This is a genomic window from Enterococcus sp. AZ188 (assembly GCF_050544075.1).
Lineage (GTDB): Bacteria > Bacillota > Bacilli > Lactobacillales > Enterococcaceae > Enterococcus_D > Enterococcus_D entomosocium.
The window spans coordinates 2,593,227-2,619,986 of record NZ_CP172943.1 but is presented as its reverse complement, the minus strand read 5'-3'; the positions used below and the strand labels follow the sequence as shown (position 1 = coordinate 2,619,986).

General features: G+C 44.9%; 22 protein-coding genes. 20 read left to right on the top strand and 2 right to left on the bottom strand.

From position 1 onward, the window contains the following. Nucleotides 1-149 precede the first annotated feature (149 nt). Nucleotides 150-2,807 (top strand): glycosyl hydrolase, encoded by a 2,658-nt coding sequence (locus IGI86_RS12160; protein ID WP_429967326.1) that lies wholly within the window; start codon nucleotides 150-152, stop codon nucleotides 2,805-2,807. Continuing rightward, the gene (locus IGI86_RS12155; RefSeq protein ID WP_430617322.1) at nucleotides 2,804-4,618 is read left to right on the top strand and encodes a beta-glucoside-specific PTS transporter subunit IIABC; all 1,815 of its coding nucleotides are present in this window, start codon (nucleotides 2,804-2,806) and stop codon (nucleotides 4,616-4,618) included. The genes IGI86_RS12160 and IGI86_RS12155 overlap by 4 nt, the downstream gene beginning before the upstream one ends. 57 nt (nucleotides 4,619-4,675) lie before the next feature. Here IGI86_RS12155 and IGI86_RS12150 read toward each other — a convergent pair whose 3' ends face one another. After that, on the bottom strand, nucleotides 4,676-5,557 hold the full coding sequence (locus IGI86_RS12150) for an AraC family transcriptional regulator (protein ID WP_429967324.1): 882 nt from the start codon (nucleotides 5,555-5,557) through the stop codon (nucleotides 4,676-4,678). Between the two features lie 151 nt (nucleotides 5,558-5,708). On the opposite strand from IGI86_RS12150, the gene rhaB reads away from it, so the two are divergent. The 11 genes from rhaB (at nucleotide 5,709) to tkt (ending at nucleotide 17,659) form a co-directional block, all read left to right on the top strand. After that, on the top strand, nucleotides 5,709-7,193 hold the full coding sequence (gene rhaB, locus IGI86_RS12145) for a rhamnulokinase (protein WP_008380940.1): 1,485 nt from the start codon (nucleotides 5,709-5,711) through the stop codon (nucleotides 7,191-7,193). Continuing rightward, nucleotides 7,168-8,421, top strand: coding sequence for an L-rhamnose isomerase (rhaA, locus tag IGI86_RS12140; protein ID WP_005234414.1), 1,254 nt, complete (start codon nucleotides 7,168-7,170; stop codon nucleotides 8,419-8,421). The genes rhaB and rhaA overlap by 26 nt, the downstream gene beginning before the upstream one ends. A gap of 7 nt (nucleotides 8,422-8,428) precedes the next feature. Then, complete coding sequence (gene rhaD, locus IGI86_RS12135) at nucleotides 8,429-9,253, top strand: rhamnulose-1-phosphate aldolase (protein ID WP_413132866.1); 825 nt, start codon at nucleotides 8,429-8,431, stop codon at nucleotides 9,251-9,253. An 84-nt stretch (nucleotides 9,254-9,337) separates the two neighbouring features. After that, the gene (gene fucO / locus IGI86_RS12130; protein WP_159161253.1) at nucleotides 9,338-10,489 is read left to right on the top strand and encodes a lactaldehyde reductase; all 1,152 of its coding nucleotides are present in this window, start codon (nucleotides 9,338-9,340) and stop codon (nucleotides 10,487-10,489) included. 347 nt (nucleotides 10,490-10,836) lie between these two features. Next, a complete protein-coding gene (locus tag IGI86_RS12125) occupies nucleotides 10,837-12,315 on the top strand; it encodes a BglG family transcription antiterminator (RefSeq protein WP_413132864.1) in 1,479 nt (492 codons plus the stop codon). Further along, nucleotides 12,308-12,745, top strand: coding sequence for a PTS sugar transporter subunit IIA (locus tag IGI86_RS12120; RefSeq protein ID WP_312190490.1), 438 nt, complete (start codon nucleotides 12,308-12,310; stop codon nucleotides 12,743-12,745). The genes IGI86_RS12125 and IGI86_RS12120 overlap by 8 nt, the downstream gene beginning before the upstream one ends. A 58-nt stretch (nucleotides 12,746-12,803) precedes the next feature. Continuing rightward, the gene (locus IGI86_RS12115) at nucleotides 12,804-13,256 is read left to right on the top strand and encodes a PTS sugar transporter subunit IIA (protein WP_429967320.1); all 453 of its coding nucleotides are present in this window, start codon (nucleotides 12,804-12,806) and stop codon (nucleotides 13,254-13,256) included. A gap of 25 nt (nucleotides 13,257-13,281) precedes the next feature. Then, entirely contained in the window at nucleotides 13,282-13,602 is a 321-nt protein-coding gene (locus IGI86_RS12110; protein ID WP_008380953.1) for a PTS fructose transporter subunit IIB, read from the top strand. Between the two features lie 24 nt (nucleotides 13,603-13,626). Then, nucleotides 13,627-14,727, top strand: a complete 1,101-nt coding sequence (locus IGI86_RS12105) for a PTS fructose transporter subunit IIC (protein ID WP_216691456.1) — start codon at nucleotides 13,627-13,629, stop codon at nucleotides 14,725-14,727. A gap of 70 nt (nucleotides 14,728-14,797) precedes the next feature. After that, nucleotides 14,798-15,490: a D-allulose 6-phosphate 3-epimerase gene (alsE, locus tag IGI86_RS12100; RefSeq protein ID WP_008380955.1), complete on the top strand. Its 693-nt coding sequence runs from the start codon at nucleotides 14,798-14,800 to the stop codon at nucleotides 15,488-15,490. Between the two features lie 165 nt (nucleotides 15,491-15,655). Continuing rightward, on the top strand, nucleotides 15,656-17,659 hold the full coding sequence (gene tkt / locus IGI86_RS12095; protein ID WP_430617321.1) for a transketolase: 2,004 nt from the start codon (nucleotides 15,656-15,658) through the stop codon (nucleotides 17,657-17,659). An 85-nt stretch (nucleotides 17,660-17,744) separates the two neighbouring features. Here the strand turns inward: tkt and IGI86_RS12090 are convergent, their stop codons facing one another. Then, nucleotides 17,745-18,617 carry an alpha/beta hydrolase gene (locus tag IGI86_RS12090; RefSeq protein ID WP_016613703.1) on the bottom strand — a complete coding sequence of 291 codons (873 nt, stop codon included), beginning with the start codon at nucleotides 18,615-18,617 and terminating at the stop codon, nucleotides 17,745-17,747. A gap of 169 nt (nucleotides 18,618-18,786) precedes the next feature. Between IGI86_RS12090 and allC the strand changes: the two genes are divergently transcribed. Genes allC through arcC form a run of 7 tightly spaced genes read left to right on the top strand, consistent with a single transcriptional unit; the run spans nucleotide 18,787 to nucleotide 26,754 of the window. Further along, nucleotides 18,787-20,016, top strand: a complete 1,230-nt coding sequence (gene allC / locus IGI86_RS12085) for an allantoate deiminase (protein ID WP_016613702.1) — start codon at nucleotides 18,787-18,789, stop codon at nucleotides 20,014-20,016. A 15-nt stretch (nucleotides 20,017-20,031) separates the two neighbouring features. Beyond that, nucleotides 20,032-20,817 (top strand): (S)-ureidoglycine aminohydrolase, encoded by a 786-nt coding sequence (gene allE / locus IGI86_RS12080; protein WP_016613701.1) that lies wholly within the window; start codon nucleotides 20,032-20,034, stop codon nucleotides 20,815-20,817. Between the two features lie 13 nt (nucleotides 20,818-20,830). Next, on the top strand, nucleotides 20,831-21,907 hold the full coding sequence (allD, locus tag IGI86_RS12075; protein WP_429967317.1) for an ureidoglycolate dehydrogenase: 1,077 nt from the start codon (nucleotides 20,831-20,833) through the stop codon (nucleotides 21,905-21,907). 8 nt (nucleotides 21,908-21,915) lie between these two features. Then, entirely contained in the window at nucleotides 21,916-23,670 is a 1,755-nt protein-coding gene (gene fdrA / locus IGI86_RS12070; protein WP_008379230.1) for an acyl-CoA synthetase FdrA, read from the top strand. Nucleotides 23,671-23,682: 12 nt separating this feature from the next. Beyond that, nucleotides 23,683-24,945 (top strand): DUF1116 domain-containing protein, encoded by a 1,263-nt coding sequence (locus tag IGI86_RS12065; RefSeq protein WP_005234461.1) that lies wholly within the window; start codon nucleotides 23,683-23,685, stop codon nucleotides 24,943-24,945. Between the two features lie 37 nt (nucleotides 24,946-24,982). Next, nucleotides 24,983-25,846 (top strand): DUF2877 domain-containing protein, encoded by an 864-nt coding sequence (locus IGI86_RS12060; protein ID WP_086332612.1) that lies wholly within the window; start codon nucleotides 24,983-24,985, stop codon nucleotides 25,844-25,846. Continuing rightward, nucleotides 25,819-26,754 carry a carbamate kinase gene (gene arcC, locus IGI86_RS12055; protein ID WP_005234464.1) on the top strand — a complete coding sequence of 312 codons (936 nt, stop codon included), beginning with the start codon at nucleotides 25,819-25,821 and terminating at the stop codon, nucleotides 26,752-26,754. The genes IGI86_RS12060 and arcC overlap by 28 nt, the downstream gene beginning before the upstream one ends. Nucleotides 26,755-26,760: the final 6 nt, after the last annotated feature.

Genomic DNA, 26,760 nt, shown 5'->3' with positions numbered 1-26,760 from the left:
GATCTCCTCCTTTCGTAAATCTAAAAATGTGATAATTATCTGCAAAGAAGATGACATTGTTTCAATCTGCAGAATTGCTTATGATACATTTGAAAGCGTATTTATTATGATTTTAAATGAAGTTGAATGAGAAAGAAAGAGGAATTTGTATGAAAAAGATAACGAATTTATTGAACGAAAAATATGATAATCATATTTTTCCGTTTTTATGGATGCATGGAGAAGAGAAGGAGACGATTCAAACTTACATCAATAAAATTTACGAAGCCGGCATCCGATCTGTCTGCATCGAATCACGCCCTCATGAAGAATTTTTGAAAGCGCAATGGTGGGACGAGTTGGCGATCATCATTGAAGAGTGTGAAAAAAGACAAATGACACTTTGGATTTTGGATGACAAGCACTTTCCAACAGGCTACGCCGCAGGAGAAATTGAGAAGAATCATCGACATTTGCAGAAAGAATTTTTGAATTTTCGACAATTTGATTTTGTAGGCCCAAAAAAGAATGCTGGAATTATGTTGGATTGGTGTTTCAATGCAGAGCGACCGAATATTTTGAATTCCGAAGGGGAAACGGTTAACGAGAGTGGCAAATCATTTTTTTCTGCTGAAATCATCAGCGCCGTTGCGGTCAAAAAAACTGGATTTAAGCAGATCAGCGAGGAGGAGTGGATCGACCTTACAGACTCAATGATTGATGAGACATTGTATTGGTCTATTCCTGAAGGAGAGTGGAGTATCTTTGTCTTTTACACGACACAAGAAGGAGGGGAAGCTTCGACACAAGGGTACTTGAATCCTTTGGTACCAGAAGCAACGGATGTTTTGCTGGAAACGGTTTATCAAAGTCATTATCAACACTTTGGAGAGAAATTTGGCACAACGATCCAAGGATTTTTCTCAGATGAACCGCGGTTTGGGAATATCAAGGGTCCTGATGCAGTCCTTGGAAAAGTAGATATGCCATTGCCGTGGCGGTATGATTTGTTGACTTTGTTAGCAAACCAGCTAGCCATATCTGAAACTGAGCTGCGAGGGCTGTTGCCGGCTCTCTATCGTGGTGAATCAAAACAGACGGCTAAGATTCGTTACAATTATATGTCGTTGGTTTCTGAGCTATATAGTCAACACTTTTCTCAGCGGATCGGACGCTGGTGTCGGGAACATAAGGTCGACTATATCGGACATGTGATTGAGGATAACAATGCCCATGCACGTTTAGGCTATGGGGCAGGTCACTTCTTTCAATCGATGAAAGGACAATCGATGGCAGGGATCGATGTCGTTTTGCATCAATTGATGCCGCAACAAAATGACGGATACTTTGAAGCCATGACATCTACTGGCTGGGATGGCGAATTTTTCCATTACGCATTAGGGAAAATGGGGGCATCTTTAGGAAACTTAGACCCTGTGAAACAAGGTCGAACGATGTGCGAAGTATTCGGTGCATATGGTTGGTCAGAAGGAACCAAACTGATGAAATGGCTAACCGATCACATGCTGGTGCGAGGGGTCAATCATTTTGTCCCTCATGCTTTTTCAATGAATGACTTTCCTGATGCCGATTGCCCGCCACACTTTTATGCGCAAGGCCATAATCCACAATTTGAGGGCTTCAAACAGCTGATGACGTATATGAATCGTTTGAGTTATCTATTTAGCGACGGGAAACATCAAGCGGATATTGCTGTGCTGTACCATGCTGAAGCGGAGTGGGCAGGCGCTTATATGCCGATTCAAAAAGTTGCTCGTGAACTGATGGAACATCAATACGAATTTGAAATCGTTTCGGTTGAGATGATGCTTGATGCGCAATTTACGGATCAAACGTTTGTCATCAATGAGTATGCCTTTCAAACACTAGTCATTCCATATACTGAGCGAATGTCTGGTCCATTGATCAAAAAGCTGACAGCTCTCGCAGAATCTGGAATTCAAATTATTTTTGTTGAGGAAATGGTGAAAGAAGCCCTTGAACAAACTCTGCTTACCCATGAACTGCGGCTTCTCGCTCGCCTTACGGAAGTAACACCGCTCACAGCACTTACTGATAACGTTGGCTTGAAGGTACGGGATCGTTTAGAAACATCAAAAGCTCTGCCGTATTTGCGCTACTATCATTATCAGCAGCAGACAGATGAAATATTCATGCTTTTCAATGAAAATGACAGTGAATCGCTGCAGTTTCAGGCTGTTTTTCCTGCTAAGAAGCCTTTAGTTCAATATGATCCAGTAGAAAATAAACTGAAACCTGTGTCATATAAAAATGGCAGCTATGAGATTCATTTAGCACCAGCAGAGAGTATGATTCTTTTTGAAGCTACCTCGGAACAACCATTGCGTATTGATAGAAGCAAACCAGTGAAAGAAGTTCATCTAAACGATCAGCCATGGCAAGTCACTTTCGAAGGAATCGGGAAAGAGCAAGCGGTAGTTGCCTGTCAAAAACAATATTCGTCATTGCCTTTACTGGGAGTCGGTGATGACTTCAGTCGGTTTAGCGGGAAAATCACTTATACCGTGGACTTCCTTAAAGCAGCAGGAGAGGTTTTATTAAGTATTGAAGATGCTTCAGAAGTTGTGACTGTTTCAGTGAACGGTCATTGTGTAGGCACAAGAATCAGTACACCGTATACATTTGAGTTGACGGACCTGCTTCAAGAAACGAATAATTCCATCCAGATTGAAGTGATCAATAATTTAGGTCGCAGTATGCGGGATTATCTTTCACAGTTTGTCCTGTTCGAGCCTTTGGGGATCACTGGCGAAATCAAACTTTTTATTGAGGAGGAGCAAAAATGAACAACCAGCAGTTGGCAACAGAGGTTTTAAAGGAAATTGGTGGAAAAGCCAATATCGAATCGGTGACCCATTGCGTCACACGTCTACGTTTTGTATTGCATGATACAGATACCCCAAGTAAGGAGACCATTGCTAGTCTTGACGGAGTGATTTCAGTCGTTGAACAGGGCGGACAGTACCAGATCGTTTTAGGAAATCGTGTAAACGATGTCTATGAAGCGGTCCTGCAACAAGTCGGCGAATTAATAGAAGACACTACCCATGAAAAAACAAAAAAATCTCTTTTTGATCAGTTTACCTCCACGATTTCAGGGATTTTCACGCCAGCTTTAGGCGCTATGGCTGCGTCAGGAACGATCAAAGGGATCTTGACGATTTTATCAGTAGCAGGCATTTTGTCAGAAACTTCGGGAACCTATATCGTTTTGTATGCATTGTCTAATGCTTTCTTTTACTTCATGCCAATCTTATTAGGTGCTTCGGCGGCAAATTATTTTAAATTAAACAGCTATGTCGGAATGTTGATTGGGGCATCATTGATCTATCCTACTTTGCTGCCGTATGCGACAGAAGGTAGTTTGACCTTTTTGTCGATTCCCGTGAATATGATGGACTATACTTCTTCCGTTTTTCCGGCAATCATTGCTGTCTGGGTGGCAGCCAAAATCAATGGCTTCGTTCAGAATTGGCCGTTGAAAGATTTGCGATTCATGGTACAGCCTCTTATCGTGTTACTAGTTTCTGTCCCCTTTGCCTTGCTGGTCGTTGGTCCAATTATATCCAACTTATCAAGTCTACTGGCAACGCTTGTTAATAATGTTTATCACTTCAGTCCGGTTTTGGGCGGGCTGGTGATTGGGGGACCATGGATCTTGATGGTCATGTTCGGATTGCATTGGGCATTCATTCCAATTTTTCTTAACAACATGGCGATGCAAGGATTCGATCCTGTGATGGGTCTGCTCTTAGCGAACCAAATGGCAATGGCTGGAGCTGTCGTGGCGGTTGGTCTACGAACGAAAAACGATAAAACGAAAGCACTCGCATACTCAACAGGTCTGACAACCCTGATTGGTGTCAGTGAACCAGCATTGTACGGAGTATTACTTCCTTATAAACGTCCGTTGATCGCTGCTGTCATCGGTGGAAGTTTAGGTGGTGTTATTGCAGGATTTATGCAGACAGTGCAGTATTCTTTTGGTGGTTCAGGATTGTTGGGTATTCCTTTGATTATCAATCCAGCAGGAATCGATGGTGGATTTTATGGTGGGATTGCTTCGCAGGTAGTAGGGCTTGTTGCGGCATTTCTAATCACCTATTTTTGGGGAATTGTAGAACCTGAAAAAAGGAAAGCAGTCAATTCAAAAGAGCCAGTGAATACAAAAATCAATTTTCAAGAAGTCGTTCAAGGAGAAGTCGTTCCCTTAACAGAGGTTCCTGACAAAGTTTTTTCAGAAGGCTTGATGGGGCAAGGGAAAGCAATCAAACCACAATCAAACACCTTTTATGCCCCTTTTGATGGCGTGGTCACTGCTTTATTTCCAACAAAGCATGCGATCGGCTTGACCAGTGATCAAGGCGTTGAACTTTTGATCCATATCGGTGTTGACACAGTAGAGCTAGAGGGAAGGCACTTTACGACCCTTATTGAAGCAAATCAAGCAATCAAAAAGGGCCAGCCGCTGATAAAAGCCGATCTCGCAGCTATCCAAGCAGAGGGATATGCGACCATTACGCCAGTTGTGGTAACGAATGCGTCAGCATTTGAGAAGATCATGAATGAAAAAGAGTCACTTATTGTTGCCAACTAAAACCTTAGATTCAATGAAAAGAAACATGAAATCAGTGAATGATTTCATGTTTCTTTTTTACCGTCCATTCTCCGTTTGTCGATAATCACTAGGTGAAATGCCGACTTTTTTCTTGAATAAACGGCTGAAATAGGAGGTGTTTTCGATGCCGATCGCCAATGAGATCTCTTTGATGGAAAGACGAGAATAGCGCAAAAGGTCTTTCGAGTAAGAGATGCGTTTGCTGATCTGGTACTCGATGGGGGGTAAGCCCATGTATTTGGAAAACTCCTTGACGATTTGATACTTATTGATATGGTACCTTTCCTCCAAAGATTCCAAGGTGATCCCTTGACGGAAATCCTCTTCTAGCTGGTCACGTATCTGCAAAATATAAGGCGGGATCTCACTATCCGAAAAATCGAGATGATATTTTTGCAGGAGCAGTTCATTGAGTAGCTGATGGATCAAAACAGAGCTTTGGAAGGCAGTTTTCGCATTTGGTTCTGGCTGTAACATTAATAAATCTTGTAAGACCAAATGGATCGGATTTTGGCGGCTGCTGGCAGGATTTGTGTGAAAAACTGGACTGCCATTTTTGAGAAATTCATCATAAAACGCTGCGACGTTGGCGCCATATAGATGGATCCAGTCCATTTCCCAGGGTTCTTGACTAACGGTGTGGTAGTACTGATAGTCTAGGCAGTCGATAAAAAACACATCACCTGCTTTTAATTGATAGCTTTTTCCTTTGTAGCGCAATTCACCGCAACCGGACAATGTATATTTGATCAAATAAGAAGGCAGGTTCTCTCGTTCTGTAAAGTAAGGTTTGCTGGCTTTGAAATAGCCGATTTCTTGAATGTAATAGAAAAGTTCACGCTGCTTTTGGGTTGAAGTATTGATGTAACGCAGTGAATCGGTTGACCATGAGTGGTTGGCTTTTTCCCAGTAATCCATCGGATCCTCCTTTTTACCAAGATTGTGCAAGTCTTTATCAAAATTGTGTGATGAAACTCGTTGATTGTCAAGCTAAAATTGAGTAATCAAGAATGAATCAGTAAATTGTAATCGATTTATTTTTAAACAAGATAATGAAAGGTGGAGACCAGTGAACACATTTATCGCAATCGATATCGGCGCATCAAGCGGTCGTCTGATGTTGAGCCGTTGGGAAAATGAGCAGATCACTTTAGAAGAGATCCATCGCTTTAAAAACGGCTTTCGTCCCCATGAAGGCTTTGACCGCTGGGCGATCGATTATTTGATCCAAGAGATTTTAGTAGGACTGCAAAAAGTGAAACAAGCCGGTATCAATGACTGCTTCGTCGGAATCGACACCTGGGCAGTGGACTACTGTTTGATCGATCAAGCAGGCGAACGTTTAGGCGACCCAGTCGCTTATCGAGATAGTCGCACCAATGATGCGATCGCGGCTTTTGGCCAGCGCTATTCTTTGCAAAAACTGTATGAGAAAACAGGCATTCAGCTGCAGCCCTTCAACACGATTTTTCAATTAGCCACAGAAGAAGCGCAACTGTTGCAAAAAGCCGACAAACTGCTGTTGATTCCAGATTATTTGGGCTACGTTTTTACCGGCAAGATGGTCACGGAAAAAACCAATGCCTCGACGATGCAGCTTCTAAATGCCAATACCCAAACATGGGATGTAGAATTATTAGCTGAGATTGGCGTAACAGAAGGACTGTTCCCACCATTGGTTGATGCTGGGACGGTTTTAGGCGCACTGCAAACTCAGAAGTTTCCAGCCTATGATTTGCCACAAGCGACCTTTGTCACTGTCGCTAGTCATGATACGGCTTCGGCGATCATCGGTACACCCGGAGAAGGGTCAGAGTGGGGCTACATCAGCAGCGGGACATGGTCATTGCTGGGGATCGAAACCAAAGTACCCAATGTTTCCCTTGCCGCCTTTGATGAAAATTATACGAACGAATGGGGTGCCCACAACACGATTCGCTTTTTAAAAAATATTATGGGCATGTGGCTGATCCAAGAAGTGGCTCGGCAGCAAGATTATCAGTATTCCTATGCAGAACTGGCGGAATTGGCGCAAGCAACGCCTGCTTTTCAACAGTTTGTCGATGTCAATGATCCTCGTTTTTTGAATCCAGAAAATATGATTACTGAACTGCAAGCGTATTGTCGAGAAACCCAGCAGAAAGTTCCAGAAACCGCAGGGGAACTGGCTCGCTGTGTGTATGATAACTTAGCGCTTTGTTATGCCAGCGAATTGCAAAAGCTGGAACAGCTGACAGGTACGACGAACAAGCTGCAAAAACTGCATATCGTGGGGGGCGGTTCCAACAATCGCTTTTTAAATCAACTGACGGCTGATGCTGCGCAGCTGACGATCGAAGCTGGCCCAAGTGAAGCAACGGCGATCGGCAATCTTTTAATGCAGATGATGAGTGCTGGCATCTTCACGTCGCTGGTTGAAGCACGCCGCGCGGTCAAACACTCATTTCCTTGCAGTGTTCATGAACCACAGCCTTTTGATCACAAGATTTTAAGCAACTATCAACGTTTTATAGAAGGAGAAGGAAAAAATGACAACGATTCAACAGCGTTATGAAGAAGCTAAGACAGCATATGCCAAATTGGACGTCGACACGGATGCGGTTTTGAAAAAATTAGCCGATGTGAAAATCTCGATGCATGTTTGGCAAGGGGACGATGTGCAAGGATTTTTGAGTGATGAAGCGTTATCTGGTGGGATCTCTGTAACAGGGAATTATCCTGGTGCTGCGCATACCCCTGAGGAGTTGCGCCAAGATTTAGAAAAAGCCTACTCTTTGATTCCTGGAAAACACAAATTGAACCTTCACGCCATCTATTTAGACACCGAGGAAGCAGTGGATCTAAATGAATTGGAGCCTAAGCATTTTGAAAAATGGGTCGCTTGGGCGAAAGAACAAGGCTTAGGTTTAGACTTCAATCCAACCTTTTTCTCACATCCCATGTTCAAAGATGGCTTTACCCTTGCTTCACCAGATGAAGAAGTTCGTCAGTTTTGGATCGAACACGGCAAACGTTCGCGTCAAATCGCTGCCTATATGGGCAAAGAAACTGGGCAAGTCTGTGTCAATAATTTCTGGGTGCCAGATGGCTACAAAGACAACCCGATCGATCGTTTTACACCACGGGAACGCTTGATGACAGCATTAGATGAGATTTTTGCTGAAGAATTGCCAGCGGAATACACAGTGGATGCCGTGGAAAGCAAGTTGTTTGGTCTTGGCGCCGAAGCCTACACCGTCGGCTCTCATGAATTTTATATGGGCTATGGCTTGACGCGCGATAAACTGATTTGTTTGGATGCTGGACATTTTCATCCAACTGAAGTGATCTCCAATAAATTGTCTTCATTGGCACTATTCAGCAAAGGCATTTTGCTGCATGTCAGCCGTCCCGTACGCTGGGATAGTGATCATGTCGTGATCATGGACGATGAATTGCAAGAGATTGGTCGCGAATTGGTTCGCAATGACTTATTGCCAAAAACCAACATTGGGTTAGATTTCTTTGATGCAACGATCAACCGGGTCGCTGCGTGGGTGATCGGGACGCGCAATACTCAAAAAGCGTTGCTAAAAGCGATGCTAGAACCGATCGAAGAACTAAAAGCAATCGAATTGTCAGGTGATTTCACCACTCGTTTAGCCATGACGGAAGAATTAAAAGACTATCCGTATGCAGATGTTTGGAATTACTTCTGTGAAAGCCAAGGGGTACCAGCAGGTCTGGATTGGCTATCAGAAGTGAAAGCCTATGAAGAAACCGTCTTAAAAGCCAGAAAGTAGGAGAACGATGAAAAAGATTGATATTTTACAAGCGAATTTTGTACAAGAAATGATGGAAACGACAGCAAACCTTTACCGTTTAGGGTGGGATGAGCGCAACGGCGGCAATATTTCTTACTTATTAACAGAAGAAGAGATCTTGCCTTTCATCGATCCGCAAAGCGTCTTGCGGGAAATTCCCATGATTTTTGATGCCACGGCACTAGCTGGCAAGTACTTTATCGTGACAGGTTCAGGAAAATACTTTAAAAATGTAGCGGCACATCCAGCGGAAAACCTTGGTGTGATTCGAGTCAAAGAAGATGGGCAAACATTGGAATTGCTTTGGGGCTTGGAAAATGGTGCGGTGCCAACGAGTGAACTGCCAAGTCATTTCATGAGTCATATTGCTCGCTTGTCGGTCGATCCAGAAAACCGAATCATCATGCATAACCACGCATCGCATCTTTTAGCCATGAGTTTTACCCATGAGTTGGATGAACGCAGTTTCACACGGACCTTGTGGCAAATGTGTACGGAGTGCTTGGTGGTCTTCCCAGAAGGCGTTTCCATCATTCCTTGGATGGTCCCAGGAACGAATGAGATCGGCGAAGCAACGGCTGCTAAAATGAAAGAGACCCGTTTGGTTCTTTGGCCGCAACATGGGATCTATGGTGCTGGCAAAGATATGGACGAAGTTTTTGGCTTGATTGAAACGGCAGAGAAAGCTGCGGAAGTGTACACCTATGTCAAAGCGCAAGGCCCATTTTTACAAACCATTACAGATGAAAATCTGAAAAAATTGGCTGACGCTTTCAAAGTCACTCCCCGAGCAGGTTATCTTGAGGTATAATCAATGGTAGAAGAATAGAAAAGGCTTTCAGTCTTTTCTATTTAAAATATATTGTGAATAAACAAACAAATGGAGGTAGGAAGAATGGCAAATAGAATGATTTTGAATGAAACATCGTATTTTGGAAAAGGAGCGATCGAGAACGTACCGACTGAATTCAAGGCACGAGGGTTTAAAAAAGCGGCAGTGATCACCGACAAAGATTTGGTGAAATTTGAAGTTGCGACCAAAGTGACGAAATTATTGGATGAAGCAGGTGTCGATTATGCGTTATATGATGGGATCGTGCCGAACCCAACGATCCAAAATGTCAAAGACGGCTTAGCGTTTGTCAAAGAAGCCCAAGCCGATTGTATCATTGCGATTGGCGGTGGTTCACCGATCGATACGGCAAAAGCGATCGCGATCATTGCTACGAATCCTGAATTTTCCGATGTGATTAGTTTGGAAGGCGTGGCAGACACGAAACATCCATGCTTGCCGATTTTAGCGGTACCGACAACTTCTGGGACTGCAGCCGAAGTAACGATCAACTATGTGATTACAGATGAAGACAATCATCGGAAATTTGTTTGTGTAGATCCTCACGATATTCCTCTGGTAGCCTTTGTGGACAGCGATATGATGATGGGGATGCCTAAGAGCTTGGCAGCCGCAACGGGAATGGATGCCATGACCCACGCCATCGAAGGCTTCATTACCAAAGGCGCTTGGGAAATGACTGATATGCTACACATCAAAGCAATTGAGATCATCGGCCGCTCATTGAGAGATTCCGTGAATGGCGATCAAGCAGGACGAGAAGCGATGGCGTTAGGACAATACATTGCCGGTATGGGCTTTTCAAACGTCGGCTTGGGCTTAGTCCACGGCATGGCCCATCCATTATCCGCTTGGTACAACATTCCTCACGGAGTAGCGTGCGCGTCCTTGTTGCCAACCATCATGAAATACAACAAAGACTTTACGGGTGAAAAATACCGTGAGATCGCGATCGTTTTAGGCATTGAAGGGGCAGAAACGATGTCACTTGAAGACGTCCGCGATGCTGCTTGCCAAGCAATCGATCAGTTAAGCAAAGATGTGGGCATTCCAGCGACCATTTCTGAATTAGGCGTCAAAGAAGAAGATATCCCAGCCATCGCCAAAGATGCCTTGAACGATGTCTGCACACCAGGCAACCCGCGGGATACGACTTTAGAAGAAATTATTGAGCTTTATCGTTCGTTGATGTAAAAAGCTCAAATCATTCCTTTCAATGAGAGTGGATATTTTGCTTGCTGCACAAGCCATTTAAATCTGGATTGCTCCTTAACGGGGTTTGAAGGGTTTCGATAAGCGGCGTTTTCCTTCTCGTTTTATTGGAACTAGCAGCTTTTCTTATTCCAACAGTTGAATAAGGAACATTGATGATAACACAGATTTTGTTACAGCCATTTTGAAAAATGGCTGTTTTTTTTGTCCTTATCGTTGTATTGTAATTCTTATTATCGATCGTCTTTGTCCCTTGAAGGGGACAAAGAATGATAGAACGCTTACATTTCCTGGTGCTATGATAAGTGTGTAGAAAGGAGAACGGTTACATGACTGTTATGGAACAACGAAAGAGAAAAATCATCCATATTCTTTCCAATACGAGAGAATTTGTCACAGCCGATGAACTATCCGCAGCGCTTCGACTTTCTACAAAGTCGATTTATCGCATCGTAAAAGCGATCAATGAGGATGCCACGATTGACTATGTGATTCTCTCAGAAAAAGGGAAAGGCTACCGCTTAAGTTTCCATCATCAAGAAAAGCCCCAGAATCAGAAAGCGGAAATGCCGAATGCACTGACACCAGTGGAACGCCGTAACAAGGTGATGGAGGAGCTATTGCTTATTTCACCCAAAAGAAAGAATATTTTTTCCCTGTATCAGCCTTTTTATGTGAGTGAAACGGTCATCAACAGTGATGAGAAATTAATTTCTGAAGCTTTGCAGCGTTTTGAGCTGACGGTTTCCCGCAAAAATAAAATGATCGGGGTGAACGGTGCAGAAAAAAATATCCGTCGTGCATTGCAGGAGTATATCCAACAAACCCGCAATATCCGCTTGGATGATCTGCATATGACGAATGAGGCGTTCAACCGTTATGATGCGGAGTTTGTTTTGCGACAGCTGAATTTGATTGAAAATCACCTAGGCTTAGTAATTCCTCACCCATACAACATCAATCTTTTTTCTCACCTGTATATCTTATTGCGACGGTTTCGCAAAGTAGGGAATTCGTTTAACGAGGATATTTTAGATGAGAAAGAGAAACAGCAAATGCAAGAAAACCCAGAGTTAGCCACCATCGCCAAAGAGATCATTGGCAATAGCGAACAGTACTTGCATACGAAATTACCAGAAAACGAAAGCTATTATATGTATCAGTACCTCGTCTCCTCACGGATGCAAAAGGCCACGGATGAATTAGAGGATCTGTCAGAACAAGTAAAACTGATTTCCAATGCATTTATAGAAAAAATGAGCACCCAGCTGCAGCGCTCATTTGAAGACGAGGAGTTATTCGGTAAATTGGCTCGCCATATCAAACCAATGATCAATCGATTGCGACATGGGATTGAAGTCAAAAACAATCTTTTGGAGCAAATCAAATTAGAATACACAGATTTGTTTTTTGCTACCGAAGAGACTGCAAGAGAAATCTGCCAAGTGTACGATTTGCCAGCGCTCACAGAAGATGAAATCGGCTTTGTCACCCTTTACTTTGCTCAAGCGATCGAAGAACATCCTCAACAACTCAAGGTTATGATCGTCTGTACTACGGGAATCGGGACCTCCGAATTATTAAAAGTAAAAGTGCATAAGAAATTTCGTGAGTTGGCAATCACCGCTGTCCTACCTTCTCGTGATGTGGAAGCGGCTTTAAAGCAACACCCGGATACGGAGATGATCATCTCAACCGTTCAATTAACGATCGATAGTCCGATTCCGGTCGTGATCGTGAGCGCCATGCTGACGATGGAAGACCAAAAACGCCTTGAAGTGATGATTGGGAGGGTGAGAAATGACTAAATTCCCTTTGTCCCTTACTTTAGTTTCAACAAAAGCAGGAGAGACGAAAGTCGATGTTTTAAGGAAGATTGCAGCTGTTAGCCAAACAATCGGGCTGACGGAGAGCAAAACCCTGCTATTTGAAGCACTGCAAGCCCGAGAAGCGAGCGGCAATACGATGATTGCTGAAGATTTTGCGCTACCACACATTGAAAGTGCTGTGGTGAAAAAAAGCGGAATCGTCCTAGTCAGAGGTGAAAAAGTCCTTTGGCAGGGAACGCTGCAAGCAAAAACGATTTTTGCGATCCTGATGAAGACTGACGAAACAACCGCGGTGAAACAAGCAGTCATCCGCTTAATGAAATGTTTCGCCTATGAAGAAAATCTGCAATTCATTGCAGAAAAATCAAAAGAAGAAATCGAAGCCTTCCTTCTCAACCAACGCGGCTGATAGGAATGAATGGTCAATTCAGTAAGGCAAGAGGTACTCAACTAGAGGAGGAAAACGAATGGATATTTCAACAGTGATTGATCCAAAAATAATCAAAACCAACATGGAGGCAGCTTCTAAAGAAGAAGCCCTGCAGCAATTGAGTCAGCTTTTATATACCAATGAGTACTTGACGGATCAGGCAGCATTTTTAAAAGATGTCTATGAGCGGGAAGCAGTTGGTCAAACAGGGATTGGTAATTACATTGCCATTCCTCATGGAAAAAGTGCTCATGTGAAGGAGATCGGCGTAGCAATCGGGGTTTTAAAACAAGAGATCCCTTGGGAAACGTTGGATGGCAAGGGAGTGAAAGGAATTATCTTATTCGCCGTCGGTGATGACATGGAAGGGGCGCAAAAGCATTTGAAACTGCTCTCTTTGTTCGCTCGGAAATTAGGAAATGACGAGGTGACGGCTGCCTTGTTGAAAGCAAAAGAGCCGCAGCAAGTGATTGAAGCATTTCAAGGATAACAGAAAATTTAAGGAGGAATTATTTATGAAAATCGTCGGAGTATGTGCATGTACAGTAGGGATCGCTCACACTTATATTGCGCAAGAAAAGTTAGAAAATGCGGCTAAAAAGGCAGGTTACGAGATTCATGTGGAAACACAAGGAACGATCGGTCGTGAAAATGAATTGTCACCTGAAGCGATTGCGGCTGCAGATGTCGTGATTTTAGCAGTTGACGTCAAAGTAGCAGGACGTGAACGATTTGAAGGGAAACGGATCATTCAAGTGCCGACCGAAGTTGCCATCAAGTCCCCAAGCAAATTGTTGGAAAAAGCCAAAGAGGTCGTCCAACAGCAGGCGGTCTAAGCAAACCGAAGGAGGAAGGAAACTATGGAAAAAATCAAAGCATTGAATTTAAAAGGACATTTGTTGACAGCCATCTCCTATTTGATTCCGATCGTCTGCGGTGCCGGATTCTTGATTGCCATTGGCATGGCTTTCGGCGGCACCAGTCAGGGACAACTGGTGCCAGGTGAATTTACGATTTGGGATGCTTTAGCTACGATGGGAGGCGCAGGACTCGGGTTGCTTCCGGTGGTCATTGCGACAGGAATTTCTTATGCGATTGCCGAAAAACCGGGGATCGCGCCAGGGTTTATTATTGGTTTGACAGCCAATGCCATTGGTGCAGGTTTTATTGGAGGAATCTTGGGCGGCTACTTAGCTGGATATCTAGTAATTGCTATTTTACGATTTATTAAAGTACCAAATTGGGCGAAAGGCTTGATGCCGACATTGATCATTCCCTTTTTGACCTCTTTGATCGGTGGTCTGATCATGGTCTATATTATCGGTACACCGATCACTGCCTTTACAAACTTACTAACGAACGCATTAAATAGCTTAGGCTCCTCTTCATTATTGGTTTTTGGTGCGGTCATCGGCTTGTTGAGTGGCGTTGATTATGGCGGACCAATCAATAAAACGGTCTTTGCTTTTGTTCTGACGATGCAAGCAGAAGGGATCAATGGACCGATCACTGCGTTGCAATTAGTCAATACTGCAACACCAATCGGTTTTGGTTTAGCATTCTTTATTGCAAAATTGTTCGGCAAAAACATCTATACGCCTGTAGAAGTGGAAACGTTAAAATCTGCCGTACCAATGGGTGTGATCAATATCGTTGAAGGGGTGATCCCAATCGTTATGAACGATATCGTCCGAGGGCTGATCGCAACAGCTATCGGTGGCGCTGCTGGAGGTGCTGTTTCAATGGTCTTAGGGGCAGATGCAACGGTACCGTTTGGTGGTGTGCTGATGCTGCCGACTATGACTCGTCCATGGGCTGGGGCAGTAGCTTTGTTGGTAAATATAGTAGTGACTGGGATCACCTTGGCTTTGATCAAGAAAAATGTCACTGAAGAACAAGTAGCCGTACAAGCAGAAGTGGAAGAAGAAGAAATCGATTTAGATGATATTCAAATTTTCTAAAAAAGCGATTCAATTGAAAGAAGAGTCGTTCCTCTCAGTACAAGACTGATTGAGGAGAAAGGATAAGTCTATGAACAAAGTTGAATTTTCACCGTCATTGATGACGATGGATCTAGATAAATTTAAAGAACAAATCACTTTTTTGAATGACCAAGTGGACTCCTATCATATTGATATTATGGATGGTCATTACGTACCCAATATTTCCCTATCTCCATGGTTTATTCAAGAGGTCCGCAAAATCAGTACGTTGCCTCTGTCCGCTCATTTGATGGTCACTGAACCTGCTTTTTGGGTGCAGCAGCTGATCGATATCAACTGTGAATGGATTTGCATGCACGCTGAAGTTTTGGATGGATTAGCATTTCGTCTGATCGATCAAATCCATGATGCTGGATTAAAAGCCGGGATCGTTTTAAATCCTGAAACGCCAGTATCGGTCATTTTGCCTTATATCGATCGTTTGGATAAAGTCACGATCATGACAGTTGATCCAGGGTTTGCTGGCCAACGCTTTATTGAAGGGGCGTTAGATAAAATTGTTGAACTACGGGAATTACGGGAAGAATACGACTATCACTATGTCATTGAAATGGACGGTTCCTCCAACCGGAAATCCTTCAAACGGATCGATGAAGCCAATCCAGACATCTATATTGTCGGACGCAGTGGATTGTTTGGTTTAGATGACGACATTGCCAAAGCATGGTCGATCATGGTCGCAGATTATCAAGAAATGACTGGAAAAGTTTTGAGCAGCTAAGCAAAGCCAAAAGCAAAAGAATCGGACGACCAAAGTTAGGACTGTTAAAAAGAGGAGCATTCGTTGCCTATTAGCCAGTAAACTTTGGACGTCCGGTTCTTTTCTATTGTGAAAAGGCAGTGAATAGAAACATGCTGGCTGAAGAAAGTGAAGGAGGCAATTTAATTGAAAAAACTATTTGATAAAATCGATCAATTAGGAGTGAACACCCTTCGTACATTAAGTATCGAAGCCGTACAAAAAGCCAATTCTGGACATCCAGGATTACCGATGGGGGCAGCACCCATGGCCTATGCCTTGTGGATGAAACACTTGAAAGTCAATCCAACGACTTCTCGCAACTGGGTGGATCGTGACCGTTTTGTTTTGTCTGCTGGACACGGTTCGGCGTTATTGTACAGCTTGTTGCACGTGTCTGGTTACGATGTGACCATTGAGGATCTAAAAAACTTCCGTCAATGGGATAGCCGCACGCCAGGACATCCAGAAGTCGATCACACAGACGGCGTGGAAGCAACCACTGGACCTTTAGGACAAGGGATCGCCATGGCAGTCGGTATGGCAATGGCCGAAGCCCACTTGGCTGCAACCTATAATCGCGAAAAGTATCAAGTCATCGATCACTATACCTACGCTTTATGTGGCGATGGCGACTTGATGGAAGGTGTTTCGCAAGAAGCTGCATCCATGGCTGGTCACATGAAATTAGACAAACTGATCGTCTTGTACGATTCAAATGACATCTCCCTAGATGGCCCAACTTCAAAAGCCTTTACAGAAAATGTCGGTGCGCGTTTTGAAGCGTATGGCTGGCAACACATTCTCGTTGAAGACGGCAATGATTTAGAAGCGATCTCGAAAGCGATCGACGAAGCAAAAGCTGAAAGCGACAAACCAACCTTGATCGAAATCAAGACTGTGATCGGATACGGTGCGCCAAATCAAGGCACCTCTGCCGTTCATGGTGCGCCGATCGGTGCCGAAGGCATTTCTGCAGCCAAAGCGATTTATGGTTGGGAATACCCAGAATTTACCGTACCTGAAGAAGTTGCCGCGCGCTTCAAAGAAACCATGATCGATGAAGGACAAAAAGCTGAAGCCGCTTGGAACGAAACTTTCCATGCCTATGAAGCAGCCTACCCAGAACTTGCGGCGCAATTCAAACAAGCCTTTGCGGGTGAATTGCCAGCAGATTGGGATGCAGCATTACCAAGCTACGAAGTTGGCAGCTCACAAGCTAGCCGGGTATCCAGCAAAGAGATGATCCAAGCCTTATCCAAAGCCGTCCCTAGTCTCTGGGGCGGATCGGCTGACCTTTCTGGTTCCAACAACACGATGGTGGCAGCAGAAAAAGACTTTGAACCTGGCCAATACGAAGGCCGCAACATTTGGTTTGGTGTCCGAGAATTTGCGATGGCGGCAGCGATGAACGGAATCCAATTGCATGGCGGTACGCGAATCTATGGCGGAACCTTCTTCGTCTTCGTTGATTACATGCGTCCAGCGGTGCGCTTGTCTGCGATCCAGCATGCACCTGTGATCTATGTCTTGACGCATGACTCCGTGGCGGTGGGAGAAGATGGACCGACGCATGAGCCAATCGAGCAATTAGCCAGCGTCCGGTGCATGCCAAATGTCCAAGTGATTCGTCCAGCAGACGGCAATGAAACCCGTGCTGCCTGGAAATTGGCCATGACGACAACGGATAAACCAACGGTCTTAGTCTTAAGCCGACAAAATCTACCAGTGATCGAAGGCACGCAAACCGGTGCGGATGAAAATGTCGCAAAAGGTGGCTACGTGATTTCAAAACAAGCTGGTGAAACACCAGCGGGGATTTTGATCGCCACAGGTTCTGAAGTGAATCTTGCGGTCCAAGCACAAGCTAAATTGGCAGAAGAAGGCATCGATGTATCGGTGGTCTCCTTACCAAGCTTTGATTTGTTTGAAGCACAAAGTTCAGAATACAAAGAAAGCGTCTTGCCAAAAGCAGTGAAGAAACGGGTAGCGATCGAAGCGGCTTCCCCATTTGGTTGGGAACGTTACACTGGCTGTCATGGAAAAGTGATTGCGATCGATCATTTCGGTGCATCCGCACCTGGTGACAAAGTCTTAGCGGAATTCGGCTTCAGTGTTGAGAATGTCGTGAATACCTTCAACTCACTATAATCAAAAAACAGGCGATCTTTAGAGGGAACATTCCTTTGAAGATCGCCTGTTTTTGTTTACTAAAGAAGCATGGCCAAATCTGCGCTTAATTTTTCTCTATTGTTAAAAGGAGCCATGAAATCATCTCTCGATAGCAGTCATCAGCGATCGCATTTGGTGTCCGATCAAAGTCATGCTGTTCTAAGTCGAGCCAAAGTGTTTTGGCACGGGGGACTTGTGCAGCGAAAGCTTCGGAGGCGCTGAAGGGAACGTCTGGATCTTTTTTGCAATGAACGACAAAGCAAGGAGGAAAGTCTTTGTAAGCGGCAGCAGGAATCGCCAAGGCTGCCAGCTGTTCCCGATTGCCTAAATAACGCTGCCAGTTGCCATATTGACGGGCGGAAAGGTACAAAGGGAATCGTTTTTCTAACGTGCCGTGGGTGATTGGTTGGCTTTCGATCATAGCTTCGGCGTCGAGTGGCGGGACTTTCGGAAATTGCGTGTAAAAGCGTGCCGGCTGCAAAAATTCTTTATAAAACAACTCTTGGTATCCGTAAAATCGGATCAAGCCTTTTTGCTCCGGATGCTTTGTGCGTGCGGTCAGTAAGGTCGCTAAAAAACCGCCGGCGGAGCGACCGAATAGAATGTACTCATTTGCACCAACGCCGCTGAAGTGCCAGCCCTCTGTCAAAAACCATTCCACTGCCTTTTTTGTATGAAGGTAAATGTCGTTCAGCGCTACTTCGGGAGCCAGTGGATAATCAAAGAGATAAAGGCTAACACCGGCAGCCAGCAATTGGTGGACATAATCCTGCGGAAGGTCTTCCCGCTGACCATAGAGGAAGCCACCACCATGAAAATACAAAAGGCTGATCCGAGGCTGCGCTGCTTTTAGGATCGTCACTTCTAACGGCAAAGTGCCGTAGGTGTCAAATTGGATTTTTTCTGTTTGCGCAAAGGCATTTTTAGGATAAACCATTGTTTTCTTCCTTTCTCTTCTTCGATAGTATAAGGAAGAGTATAGGAGAAGGAAGCGGTTTAAAAAACAGCGTTATGACTAAAAATAGAAACGGTTTTGTCGAAAGTGAACAATGATGTCCTTCAGTAACACGCTTACAATAACCGTATAAATTAAAGGAGGCAGAACAATGGAGTTGAAAAAAGAAGTAGCGGCAATGATCGATGCATTATCTCAGATTGGGAATGATCCAACTGGAGGAATGACTAGACTGCTTTATACCGATTCATGGAAAGAAGCGCAATCATTTGTAGAAAAACAATTAAAAAAAACTGGCTTAACGACGTCCTATGATGCAGTCGGCAATCTCTTCGGCAGAATGGAAGGCAGCCAGTATCCAGAAGAAACGATTCTTTCAGGGTCACATATCGATACCGTCGTCAACGGTGGCACATTAGACGGTCAATACGGGGTCGTTGCTGCTGCTTTAGCGATCAAGTATTTAAAAGAGACCTATGGGCAACCTTTACGCTCCTTGGAAGTCATCTCAATGGCAGAAGAAGAAGGCAGTCGTTTTCCAACCGTTTTTTGGGGAAGTAAAAACTTTGTCGGAGAGGCCAAAAAAGCCGATGTTGAAGCGATCGCAGATTTTGAAGGCAATAGCTTCGTGGCAGAGATGCAACGCCAAGGCTTTGATTTTCGCGACCCACAAGAACCGGTTCGATCAGACATTAAAGCCTTCGTGGAAATCCATATCGAACAAGGCAGTGTTTTAGAAAAAGAAAATTTGCAGATCGGTGTCGTCAATAGTATCGCTGGTCAAAAGCGCTACACCTTTGTCTTAAAAGGACAAGCCAATCATGCAGGAACCACACCGATGGGCTATCGCCAAGATGCTGTGTATGGTTTTGCCAAAATGTGTGCCGCAGTGATCGACCGTGGCTTAGAGCTTGGGGATCCATTAGTAGTGACATTCGGTAAAGTTGAGCCAAAACCGAATACGGTCAACGTGGTTCCTGGTGAAGTGTTGTTTACGATGGATTGTCGCCATACTGATGGGCAGCTATTGGATGCCTTTACTGCTGAAGCAGAACAGATCATTCAAACGATCGCCCAAGAGCATGACTTGACAGTGGAGATGGATCTATGGATGGATGAACGCCCTGTGCCGATGGACGATACGATCGTTGCCACGGTGGAACACGCGGTGAAGCAAACTGGCAAACGCTACAAAGTCATGCATAGTGGGGCGGGGCATGATTCCCAAATCATTGCACCACATTTTCCAACGGCGATGCTTTTTGTACCAAGTATTGATGGGATTAGCCACAACCCAGCCGAAGCAACGACTATCGAAGATTTAACAGCTGGGGTAGAAGTTTTAGCAGCTTCCCTTTACGAGCTAGCATACAAAGAATAGAAAGCAGGGACACACATGGGATACAAAAATAATAATACGGGCTATTTAGATGGATTGCTGCAATCACGAGCAGTCATTAGAAAAAATAATTTTGCGATCTTGCCGCATGATGGGCTAGTGAATAATGTCATTCCAGGCTTCGAAAACTGTGAATGTTCGATACTCGGCACACCAAAATTAGGGGCGTCTTTTGTCGATTACATCATTTCATTCAAAAAAGATGGCGCCAACCAATTGGGCTTCGGCGGTCCAGAGATCGAGAGTTTTTTGTATGTCATCTCGGGCAAACTGGAAGTAAGTGATGGCAAAGAAACCCATACATTGACGGACGGAGGCTATATCTATCTGCCTGCTGGAGAAAAACTGTATATGAAAAATCTCCAAGAAGAAGCGACAGAAGTGTTCTTGTATAAGAAACGTTACCAACCACTTGAAAATCACCAAGCCTACAAAGTAGTGGGGAATCTCTCAGAGTTGACACCGATCCAATACGAAGGGATGGAAGACGTCTTGCTTTGGGATTTCTTACCAAAAGAGCTGGGCTTTGACATGAATATCCATATCCTTTCCTTTGAACCAGGGGCAAGTCATGGCTACATTGAGACCCACTACCAAGAACATGGAGCGTACTTACTGTCAGGTAAAGGGATGTATAACTTAGATAATGAGTGGTTCCCAGTGGAAAAAGGCGACTACATTTTCATGAGTGCCTATGTACAGCAAGCGGCCTATGGTGTTGGTCGTGACGAACCATTGACCTATATTTATTCCAAAGATTGCAACCGCGATCCGGAAATTTAAAGGAGTTTAGAAAATGGAAGAGACGGTTATTGTACAGTCACAAGAGTTACAGCAATTGATCCAAAAAAAATTAGCGGCTGCTGGTTTGTCTGAAGCGCACGCAGCCATCGTTGCAGAGCATTTGGTCTTTGCCGATGCCAGCGGGATCCACTCTCATGGGGCTGTACGGGTAGACTATTACGCAGAGCGGATCGCTAAAGGTGGAATGAATCGCACTCCACAGATCACGTTTGAAGAGACTGGGCCTAGCAGCGGGATCGTTCACGGTCAAAATGGCGCAGGGCAGGTCGTTGTATTAGAAGCGACAAAGCATGCCATTGAGATGGCCAAACGTTCTGGGATCGCGGCGGTTGGTGTACGGAAAACGAGTCATAGTGGGGCGCTATCCTACTATGTCAAAAAAGCTGCAGAAGCTGACTTGATTGCATTATCTATGTGCCAATCAGATTCAATGGTGGTTCCTTTTGGCGGCAAAGAAAATTATTTTGGTACCAATCCAATCGCATTTGCCGCACCACGAAAACAGGGGGCACCGGTGGTCTTTGACATGGCAACGACGGTCCAAGCGTGGGGCAAAATATTAGATGCTCGCTCCAAAAATAAAGAGATTCCTGCGACATGGGCCGTGGATGCTCATGGCAAGCCAACGACGAATCCACATCATGTCCACGGCTTACTGCCTATCTCAGGGCCAAAAGGCTTTGGGTTGATGATGATGGTGGATATCTTATCAGGAATGCTCCTTGGGCTGCCTTTTGGCAAGCATGTTTCCTCTATGTACAACGATCTGACGAAAGGTCGCGACTTAGGGCAATTTATTTTGCTGATCGATCCGCAACGCTTTACAGATTTAGACACATTTAAAGAGTCGGTGGAGACGATGGTTGCCGAACTGCACGACATACCGGCTGCTGAACAGTTCCAGCAAGTCTATTATCCAGGCGAGATCAATCAACTAACCTATGAAAAATATATGGCAGAAGGCATTCCCATCGAGAAGAACATTTATCGCTATCTCATTAGCGACACGGTTCATTTTGACCAGTATTCTAGGTCAGATGCCTTTGCACAGACAGGAACAGGAGAGTGAGGAGACCCATGTTACACACTATTATTCAAAAAAACAATTACCAAGATTCCATTGTTTTAATGCTTTTGACCAATCGTCTACTGACGATCGAAGGGATCAACAACGCTTCGGTCATGATGGGCACACCTGCCAATAAGGACATTTTCAAGACGGGTGGTCTTTATACCGAGGAGATGAGCAATGCGACATCTAACGATATGGTGCTCGTTTTAGACATCGAAGAGGAAGAAATCATCGAAACAGTCCTGTCAGAAATCGATGCCTTCTTATCGGACCAAAGCAATAGCGCAGGAGAGGAAACCCAAAGCGTCAAAACTTGGGAAAAAGCCTTAGATCTTGGAAAAGATGCGAAGGTCGCTGTCTTATCGATTCCCGGTACTATGGCAGCACCAGAAATTGAAACCGCATTAGCAGCGGGCAAACATGTATTTTGTTTCAGTGATAACGTTTCATTGGAAGAGGAAGTTCGGCTAAAGAAACTGGCGCATGAAAAAGGACTTCTTTTAATGGGACCAGATTGTGGCACAGGGATTCTCAATGGGATACCAGTAGCCTTCACCAATGCCGTCCGTAAAGGGAAAATCGGTGTTGTCGGCGCTTCGGGTACTGGTATCCAAGAAGTCACCACTATTATTCATAAATTGGGTGCCGGTGTGACACAAGCCATCGGAACCGGTGGACGAGATCTCAAAGAAGCCGTCGGTGGGATCACCATGAAAGATAGCATTCTTGCCTTGGAACACGATCCTGATACGGAGGTGATCGTGGTGATCTCCAAACCACCTGCACCACGTGTCCGAGATGAAGTGTTGGCACTTTTAAGAAGAGGAACAAAACCTGCAGTCACGATTTTTCTTGGGGAAGAGCCAACGGACCACGAAGAAAATCTTTACCGAGCCTACACGCTGGAAGAAGCGGCTCAATTAGCCGTGCAGCTGCTACGTCAAGAACAGATTGGACTAGAGCCAGTGAAAGAGGAAACAGCAGCTGCCACTTTTGGACCTGAACAACAAAAAATCAAAGCTTACTATTCTGGCGGAACATTGGCGTACGAAGCAGCGATGCTTGTTAAAGCAGGATTAAATCTGGAACAAGAAGATACCCATCAGGAAGGATACATCTTAAAAGCAGCTGGCCATGAGATCATCGATTTAGGTGATGACATTTATACTCAAGGCAAGCCCCATCCGATGATCGACCCAACAAAGCGGATCGAACTGTTGAAACAAGCGGGGGAAGATCCTGAAACGGCAGTGATTTTGTTAGATATCGTTTTAGGGTACGGCTCTCATCAAGATATGGCGAGTGAATTGGCACCGACCATCAAATCATTGAAGGAAGAAGCACAAGCAGCTGGTCGGGAGTTAGCGGTGATCGCTACGATCGTTGGAACTGATTTAGACCCCCAAGATAGCAACGAGCAAGCAGAGATTTTAACCGCAGCTGGCGTGATTTTGTGTCAAAGCAATGCCCAAGCAGTCAAAAAAGCTTTAGCAATGCTCGGCCATCCCTTTTCCCCAATTAGTCGTAAGCTGTTGCCAAAAGCAGTGACAACTGCCGATGGGTTGCCAGAGCCATCTGAAAAGAGCCGCGAATTGTTGTCGAATGACGCGTTCATCAATGTAGGGTTGCGTAGCTTTGCAGAAGCGATCCAGACGCATCACGGTCAAGTCGTTCAATACGACTGGCAGCCAATTGCTGGTGGGAACGTAACGTTACAAAAAGCCTTACGTTTCTTAGCACAAGTGTCACTATCAGAGTAGGAGGAAGTTATCGTGTACGAAACTATTGAAGAAGCAAACCAAGCCGTTATTGCCAAGATCGTTGCCGGTTCGCCTTTTTTGTTGGATGTCGTTCCAGCAGTCAGTGTCATTCCAGAATTAGGTGAAGGAAAAGTCCTATTGCACGCAGGACCACCGATCCGCTACGACCAGATGATCGATCCGATTCAAGGCGCTTGTGTTGGAGCGGGACTTTTTGAAGGCTGGGGCGAAACGGAAGAAGAGGTACGTCATTTATTAGCATCTGGGGAAGTTCAACTGATTCCTTGTCACCACGTGCAAGCGGTTGGCCCAATGGGGGGCATCACCTCTGCCAATATGCCGGTTCTCGTGGTGGAAAACAAAACAGACGGCAACCGAGCGTACTGTACGATGAACGAAGGGATTGGGGCAGTTTTACGTTTTGGCGCCTATTCTCAAGAAGTCATTGATCGCTTGCATTGGATGAAAAATACGTTAGCACCAGTTTTAAGTGCTGCACTACAAACAAAACCCGATGGCTTGAACATCAATGTCTTAGTCGCAAAAGCAATCGCCATGGGGGATGAGTTCCATCAACGGAATATCGCTGCTTCGTTGGCGTTCTTAAAAGAAGTAGCACCAGCGATCGTTACCCTTGAAGGATTTGAAAAAGAAAAACCAGAAGTCATTCAGTTTCTAGCAGACACGGATCAGTTTTTCTTGAATATCATGATGGCTTCTTCAAAAGCGGTGCTTGATGGCGCCCGGACGATTGAAGAAGGAACGGTTGTGACAGCAATGTGTCGCAACGGGCATGAATTCGGTATCCGTATTTCTGGTATGGGGGACGAGTGGTTTACCGGTCCTGTCAATACACCAAAAGGGTTGTATTTCTCAGGATTCAGTGAAGAAGATGCCTCTCCAGATATGGGCGACAGTGCCATTACGGAAACCTTTGGTGTTGGGGGAATGGCGATGATTGCTGCCCCAGCTGTGACACGCTTCGTTGGTTCCGGCGGATTTCACGATGCGTTGAAAACCAGCAATGAGATGTTAGAGATCTCCATTGATACCAATCCGAATTTTCCCGTTCCTACATGGGACTTCAAAGGGATCTGTTTAGGGATCGATGCTCGGAAAGTCGTGGAAACAGGGATCTTACCGGTGATCAATACAGGGATCGCCAACAAACAAGCTGGACGGGGACAAATTGGGGCCGGGACAGTGACACCACCAATGGATTGCTTTGAAAAAGCTGTCTTGGCTTATGCAAAAAAATTAGGATTTGAAGAATAACTCAGGGTCTGAAAACGTGAAAAGGAGCAACCTAGCGATGATACAGGCAAAATGGATCGACCAAGCTTTATTTGAACCCGCATTTATCAATGGCACCTGGCTCGTTCACAGTGTGTTTCAGCATAGTTTCAATCTGCAAGATCCTCGTCAGGATCAGCTGATCTGTGTCTCCAAACAAGCGGCTCGCGTGCCCAAAGGGATGATTTTAGCTGCCGACGATTATGCAGCGTTGGCGACCGACTTGCTTGCTGGTACCACTCTTTTGGTTCAGCAACGAGTGATCCATTTTCCGCATCATCGTCTGTCTTTTCAAAAGGCAGCCATGTTTACAACCACCTTCCCAGCTGGCACAGTCCCATTTGATCGAGAACTGTTTTGGTCAACCCTCCAACATGTCACGGAAAAGACGGGGATTCAAGAAGCTGTTTCACAAACCATCAGCAGCAATCATCCGTTTTATGACGCAATCGATCAGCTATGCACGCCTTCATTTAAAGAACAACGGCAAGCAGTCGCTTATTTAGTCGGACGGGGTGTCGGATTGACCCCCACAGGCGATGATATGCTAGTTGGTCATTTACTGGCTCGCCGAGTGATGGGACAAGAAGATACCCGCTTGGTGGCTTATCTACAAAGAAGGCTGTTGACAGTCAATGATTTGACGACTGACGTCAGTAAACATTATCTTCTGCATGCGTTGACAGGCGCATTCAATCAATCGGCGTTATCCTTGACCAGGTGTACCGATTCAGCGGCTTTTTACCAAGTAATCAAAGAGATACTAGCGATCGGTCATACCTCGGGGGCTGACTTTTTGGCAGGGTTTGCTCGCAGTATCAATCAATTTCAAAACAATAGAAATGAGGAATTCATATGGCAAAACGAGTGGTCATCGCTCTAGGGGGCAATGCAATTTTAAAACCGAATCAACCAGCGACCGTAGAGACACAGCTTGCAAATATCCAGTTAAGTGCAGAACAGATCGCTAAAATCGAGAAACTTGACCATCAAATCGTTGTGACGCATGGCAATGGGCCGCAAGTCGGCAATATTTTACGACAAAATGAAGAAGCCAAAGAAGTCGTGCCGCCTTTTCCACTGGATGTCTGCAATGCAGAGTCACAAGGCTTTATCGGTTATTTGATGGAGCAAAGCATCAAAAATAAAATCGAGCAAGAAGAACTGACCAGCAATGTCGTGACCTTATTGACTCAAGTGGAAGTGGCAGCGGATGATCCCGCGTTTGAAAAGCCAACGAAGCCGATCGGCTTGTTCTACTCAGAAGAAGAAGCAAAAACAATGGCTGAGGAAAAACATTGGGTGATGGAAGAAGATGCTGGACGTGGGTACCGTCGCGTCGTGCCATCCCCACAACCTGTGACGATCCACGGCGTGGAATCAATGGTTCATTTATTGAATCAAAATACCATCGTGATCGCTGGTGGCGGCGGTGGGATTCCAGTCGTAAAACAAGCGGAAGGCTTGAAAGGGATCGAAGCAGTCATCGATAAAGACCGAACTGGGAAAAAATTGGCAGAACAAGTGGATGCCGATGTATTTATGATGCTGACCGACGTCAGCAACGTTTATATCAATTACGGAACACCGGAGCAAGAAAAATTAACGGGGTTATCCGTAAGTGAAGCGCAAGCATATTTTGATGCGGGGCATTTTGCAGAAGGCAGTATGGGGCCGAAAATGGAAGCAGCGATTGCGTTTGCCAAGCAAGGAAAGACGGCAATCATCTGCTCATTGGAAGAAGCAGACTTAGCATTGTTAGGTGAAGCAGGCACAAGGATCGCTGGGTAACACCAG